The organism is Micromonospora parastrephiae (assembly GCF_016802865.1).
Taxonomy (GTDB): Bacteria; Actinomycetota; Actinomycetes; order Mycobacteriales; family Micromonosporaceae; genus Micromonospora; species Micromonospora parastrephiae.
In genome coordinates, this window is sequence record NZ_JAEVHM010000279.1 from 1 (window position 1) to 5,377 (window position 5,377).

The following is a 5,377-nucleotide window of genomic DNA, read 5'->3' on the forward strand; positions in this document are numbered from 1 at the left end:
GCCGAGCGCGCCCGCCCGGACACCCCGGGCACCGGCAAGCGGGGCGTGGTGTCCGTGCCCTGCGACGCGGCGAAACTGGTTGCGGCGCTGGTCGCGGCCAACGCCGAGGGCGGCGCCGAGCTGCGCCTCGCCCCCAGGTGCCGCTACGTCCTCACCGAGGCGTTCCACGAGACCGACCAGTACGACGGCGGAATCCGCGACGCGCGGGAGGCGGCCGACGCCGCGGAGACACCCGGTGACGCCGACGCGCCCCCGCACAACCCGGCGGACGACACCGCCGGCCTGCCGGTGATCTATCAACCCATCACCATCGACGGCGCCGGCGCCACCATCGCCCGCGACGCGCAGGCCGCCGCGTTCCGCTTCTTCACCGTCCGCGACGGCGGCGAGCTGACCCTGCGTGACATGGAACTGCACAACGGCCGTTCGGCCATCGAGGGCGGCAGCGTGCACGTCGTGCACGGCGCCACCGCGGTGGTGGAGCGGGTCACCGTCACCCAGAGCACGTCGCTGTCCCTCGAGGGCGGCGGCGGCGGGATCTTCAACGACGGCAACATGGTGGTCACCGACTCCACGTTCGTCGGCAACAGCGCCTCCGGCGCCGCGGGCAAGGGCGGGGGCCTGCTCAACGGCGGCGTGTTGACGTTGAAGCGTTCCGAGTTCCACCACAACAGCGCCAACGCCTACGGCGGCGGGCTCGGCAACTACCGGGGCGCGGCCGACGTGGAGAGCACCAGCTTCCGGCAGAACAGCGCGGCCCAGGGTGGCGGGTTGGCCAGCTTCTCGGCGCGTACCAAGGTCTCCGACACCGAGCTGTTGAACAACACCGCCCAGGTCGGCGGCGGCGCCGCGAACTCCGACGCGGTGCTGGTGATGCGCACCATGACCATCCGTGGCAACACCTCCACCGTCAACGGCGGCGGCATCTCGACCGTGAAGGGCCTGACGCCGCTCGACGACAGCGTGGTCGACGGCAACACCACCCACGGCATCGGCGGCGGCATCTACGCCGAGAAGGCGAACCTGCTGGTCCGCGGCAGTGACGTGACCGGCAACGAGGCGGTCGGCGCGACGTCCAAGGGCGGCGGGATCTACGCCGCCGCCGGCTCCGTGGCGCTCTACACCAGCAAGGTCACCCGGAACGCGGCCACGGTGAAGCCCGGCGGCATCTTCGCCGAGCACGCCCAGGTCAAGATCGACGACGAGAGTGTGGTCGTCGAGAACGAGCCGACCAACTGCGAGGGCAGCGCGGTACCGATCGCGCACTGCTTCCGCTGAGCGTCGACGCGCACCTCATCCCGAGCGCCTCCATCCTGAGCGCGCCCGCCCGGACGATCGTCCGGGCGGGCGCGCTGCGTGCTCACCTGTTGCTCGGTAGCTCGAACGACGGACACCGACCGGCACGGCGGAGCTGGACGATCTCAGCTCGTCGCGCGTAGCCGGCCGGACAGGTCGCCGGCGAAGAAGTCCAGGAAGCCGTCCGGGTCGGGCCCGGCGTTCTGCAGCACGATGTGGTCGAAACCGGCCGCGACGTAGGACCGGACCTTGTCCAGGTGCGCCTGCGGGTCGGGGCCGACGGCGAAGAGTTCGCGGATGTGCTTCTCCTCCACGTGCGCGCTGGCCGCGTCGAAGTTGACCGGGTTGGGCAGCTCGCTCATCACCTTCCAGCCGGTGACCATCCACCGGCTGGTCCGCAGCACCGCCTGCACCGCCTGTTGCTCGTCGGTGGCCCAGGCCAGCGGCACCTCGGCGTAGCGTGGACCCGATCCGCCGGCCCGCCGGTAGTGATCGACGATCGACGGCTCCGGTTCGGTGGCGAACATTCCGTCGCCCAGCTCGGCGGCGAGCCGGGCCGACTCCTCGCCGCTGGCCGCCACCGCGATCACCGGCGGGGTTTCCGGAAGGTCGAAGAGCCGGGCGTCCTCCAGGTGCAGGTGTCGGCCCTCGTACGACTGGTATCCGCCCTGCCAGAGCAGTCGGATGATCTCCAGAGCCTCACGCAGTCGCTCGTGTCGGCCCCGCACGCTGGGGAAGCCCTGCCCGACCACGTGCTCGTTGAGTCGCTCGCCGGCGCCCACCCCGAGGGTGAACCGTCCGTCGGAGATCAGCGCCATGGTCGCCGCGGCCTGCGCGATGATCGCCGGGTGGTAGCGCACGGTCGGGCACGTGACGCCGGTGGCGAGGCGCAGGTTGCTGGTCCTGGCCGCGATCGCGCCGAGCACGCTCCAGGTGAACGACGAGTGCCCCTGCGCATCGAGCCAGGGGTGGAAGTGGTCGCTCATCTCGACGAAGTCGAAACCGACCTGCTCGGCCCGGACGGCCTGCCGGATGATCTCCTGTGGCCCGAAGCCCTCCGAGGCCAGCTTGTAGCCGATCTGCATGACGCGCCCCCGATTCCGTCCGCCGGCTGACGTCGGGTCGGTTCCCGACCTCGGCGCGGACAAACGCGGGCGAGACCACCAAACCCAGCCTCCTAGGACGCCCGAGGGGTTGTGCCGCGCGTCGCGGTAACCCTCGGCTGTACGCAGTTCGGCGGGGGAGAAGCCGTGCCCGGACAGCAAACGACCCGCGCCCCGGACGGAGCGCGGGTCGGACGTCGGTGTCCTACTTGGACGGCTCGGGCAGCTTGCAGTCGATCTTGGGGTTGGCACCGATGTAGTTCAACGGCCCGGCCACGATGGTGACCAGGATGGTGCCGGCCTCGGCGCAGTTGGTGTCGTCGCCGCTGTAGTAGCCGCGCTGGCCTCCGGCGATCGCGCCGATCACCAGCCAGATAACGACGATGACTCCGAGTATCGAGGTGCCGCGCATCGCTGCCTCCTGAGGAATGTGGTGGAGAACTGAGGTGCAGGCGTTGTACCCATTCCGTACGAGCGGCCAAACGGTTGCCCGGCCAGCCGCGAATCGTCCGTCCGGCCGATGACAACCGCCGTCGGTACCGCCCGGGCATCGGCCACCCGCACCGGGTAGCGCGGGTCGGCTATCGGATCGACGACCGACCCGGCCGTCGTGCGGGTCGCCGGACGTAGAACTGCCTCACGGCCCCCGCCGAGGAGGACTCATGGACGCCCCGACACCGCCCCTGTACATCGACCGCCCCGAGGACGTCGCGGTCGCGGCCCGCGCGCTCGCCGGCGGCGCGGTGGTCGCGGCGGCGTTCGCCAACTTCTACGTCATCGTCACCCGCCCGGACGCGGCCACCGTCCGCCGGGTCAACCTGGCCAAGGGCCGCCCCATCCAGCAGGTCGGCAGCATCACCACGGCGGTCGGCCGGATCCCGGGGATGTTCGACTGGTCGCGCATCTCGCCCCGCCTGCCGGCCGGCCGGGTGCGCGCGCTGATGGACGCGCTGTACGGCGCCGGACCGTTCGGCTTCCGGGGGCCGGCAGCGGAGCGGCTGCCGGAGCACCTCACCCAGGTCGACCAGGGCCTGCGCACCACCCAGGTGATCGCCCCCGGGCTGACCTGCCCGTCCAACGCCTTCTTCGAGCGGGCGCTCGCCGAGACGGGGTCGGACCACCTCTACATCACCTCGGCGAACCGCTCCCGGCACCTGACCGGCGCGGCCGAGGAACCGGCGCACTGGAAGGCGTGCGCCCTCGCCGCCGACTTCGCGCACCTCGACGACCTGGTGGTGCTCGCCCACCGGGACGAGGCCGCCGCCCGCGCCGCCTACCCGAGCTATCTCACCACCTCGGTCACCCTGGTCTCGTTCCACGCACCCGTCGGCGAGCTGGAGGAGCCACCCGTGCTCACCGTGGACCGGCACGGCTCGCTGCACCTGGACGAGGTCCGCCGCGCCGCCGCGCCACTCGGCCTCCAGGTGCGTCTCGGCGGCGCCGCCGCGCAGCGGTTGCGGGTCCGGGGGTACGCGGGGGCGCTGGTGTGACCCGTTGCCGGGCCGCTGCCACGCTGAGTCGGCGGCGCCGACCGGTGTCAGTGCGGCGGGACCGGTTTCTCCGGCGGCTTGCCGTGACTGCGGCGGAAATCCGCGTAGGCGACACCGGCCAGCACCAGCATGGCGCCGATGGAGGCGTACAACGGCGGCAGGAGCAGCACGACCGGCGCGATGCCGAGCAGGGCCAGCACGCCAACGGGCCGGGACCACGACACCCGGCTGAACACCTCGTACTCGAACGAGGCCCGGCCGGCCAGGAACAGGGCCGGGCCGCCGAGGATGACCGCCACCCAGGCCGGCGGCGTCCGACCGGTCGGCTCGTGCAGCACCAGGTCGAAGCCGGAGGCCGCGGTCACCACGCCGGCGATCATCAACAGATGGGTGTACGGCGCGCTGAACAGGAACCTGCCCGGCGACTGGGCCGCCTGGATGGCCTGCGGCAGCAGCTGGCCGGACTTGTGCACGTAGATCCGCCAGAGCAGCAGGGTGGTCAGGAACGCCGCCGCGAACGCGACGATGTTCTCCGCCTCGTTGTGCTCCATGCTGAACATGGTGCCGATCGTCAGGATGGCGTCGCCCAGGGCGATGATGAAGAACTGCTGGTAGCGCTCGGAGAGGTGCTCGGCGGTCACGTTGCGCTGCTTCTCCGGCACCACCCCGAGCCCCGGCACCGGGTACGCGAGCCGGAAACCGACGTAGTCGATGGCGAGCGCGATGGCCCAGCACAGCATCCGGCCGTCGCCGCTGACGAACGCGCCGATGATCCACGGGATCGCCGAGACGGCGAACCAGACGAAGATTCGCGCCGCGCGACGCTGGGTCTGCGGCTCGCGGCGTACGGCCGGCATCAGGAACAGCCCACGTCCGAGGTGGATCGCCACGTAGGTGCCGGCGAAGACGAGCCCTCGGGCGTTGAACGCCTCCGGGATCGCCGTGGTCATCAGCAGGGCGCCGAACATCACGGCGCTGATCAGCAGCTTGATCTCGGTTCGTTCCGGGTCGTACAGGTCGGTGACCAGGGTGGTGATCGCCCAGGTCCACCAGACGGCGGCCAGCATGATCAGCGCCTGCCCGGCCCGGTGCCAGTCGAGCTGGTCGACCATGCCGCGGGAGATGAGCGCGAGGGCGACCACGTACACCAGGTCGAAGAAGAGTTCGAGCAGCGTCACCCGGCGCGGGCCCTCCGGGTCGCGCACCGGGGGGCGGGGCCGCGGGGACCCGGGCTCCGGCGCGGCGAAGTGCACGGTCGCTCCTGGAGTGCCGGTCGACGCGGCGGGCCGACCGGCCCACCCTCGACCGACGGTAGCGAGAAGCCCACCGCGTGGCCCCGGTTCGTCCGGTCTTCCTCCGACCGGGTGGCGATCGATCGTTCCGCTGGAAACGGCCGAGCCCTCGGCCGGCCGTCACGTTCGACGACCGCCGAGGGCTCGACGCCCGATGTCAGCCCTGGCTGCCGTCCGGCAGCACCGCGACGACCTC

General features: G+C 71.7%; 5 protein-coding genes. 2 read left to right on the forward strand and 3 right to left on the reverse strand.

Annotated features, from left to right (window positions below; translation table 11 throughout):
- Nucleotides 1-1,278, forward strand: a 1,278-nt coding sequence (locus tag JNW91_RS29265; protein WP_203178730.1) for a right-handed parallel beta-helix repeat-containing protein, incomplete at its 5' end; no start/stop codon positions are given.
- 143 nt (nucleotides 1,279-1,421) lie between these two features.
- On the opposite strand, the gene JNW91_RS29270 is transcribed toward JNW91_RS29265, so the two are convergent.
- Together JNW91_RS29270 and JNW91_RS29275 are read right to left on the reverse strand one after the other, a co-directional pair.
- Nucleotides 1,422-2,381, reverse strand: a complete 960-nt coding sequence (locus JNW91_RS29270; RefSeq protein ID WP_203178732.1) for a TIGR03557 family F420-dependent LLM class oxidoreductase — start codon at nucleotides 2,379-2,381, stop codon at nucleotides 1,422-1,424.
- A 223-nt stretch (nucleotides 2,382-2,604) separates the two neighbouring features.
- Nucleotides 2,605-2,811, reverse strand: a complete 207-nt coding sequence (locus JNW91_RS29275; RefSeq protein WP_203178734.1) for a hypothetical protein — start codon at nucleotides 2,809-2,811, stop codon at nucleotides 2,605-2,607.
- A 250-nt stretch (nucleotides 2,812-3,061) separates the two neighbouring features.
- On the opposite strand from JNW91_RS29275, the gene JNW91_RS29280 reads away from it, so the two are divergent.
- Entirely contained in the window at nucleotides 3,062-3,889 is an 828-nt protein-coding gene (locus tag JNW91_RS29280) for a hypothetical protein (protein WP_203178736.1), read from the forward strand.
- Between the two features lie 47 nt (nucleotides 3,890-3,936).
- On the opposite strand, the gene JNW91_RS29285 is transcribed toward JNW91_RS29280, so the two are convergent.
- Nucleotides 3,937-5,094, reverse strand: coding sequence for a low temperature requirement protein A (locus JNW91_RS29285; protein WP_309244516.1), 1,158 nt, complete (start codon nucleotides 5,092-5,094; stop codon nucleotides 3,937-3,939).
- Between the last annotated feature and the right edge of the window lie 283 nt (nucleotides 5,095-5,377).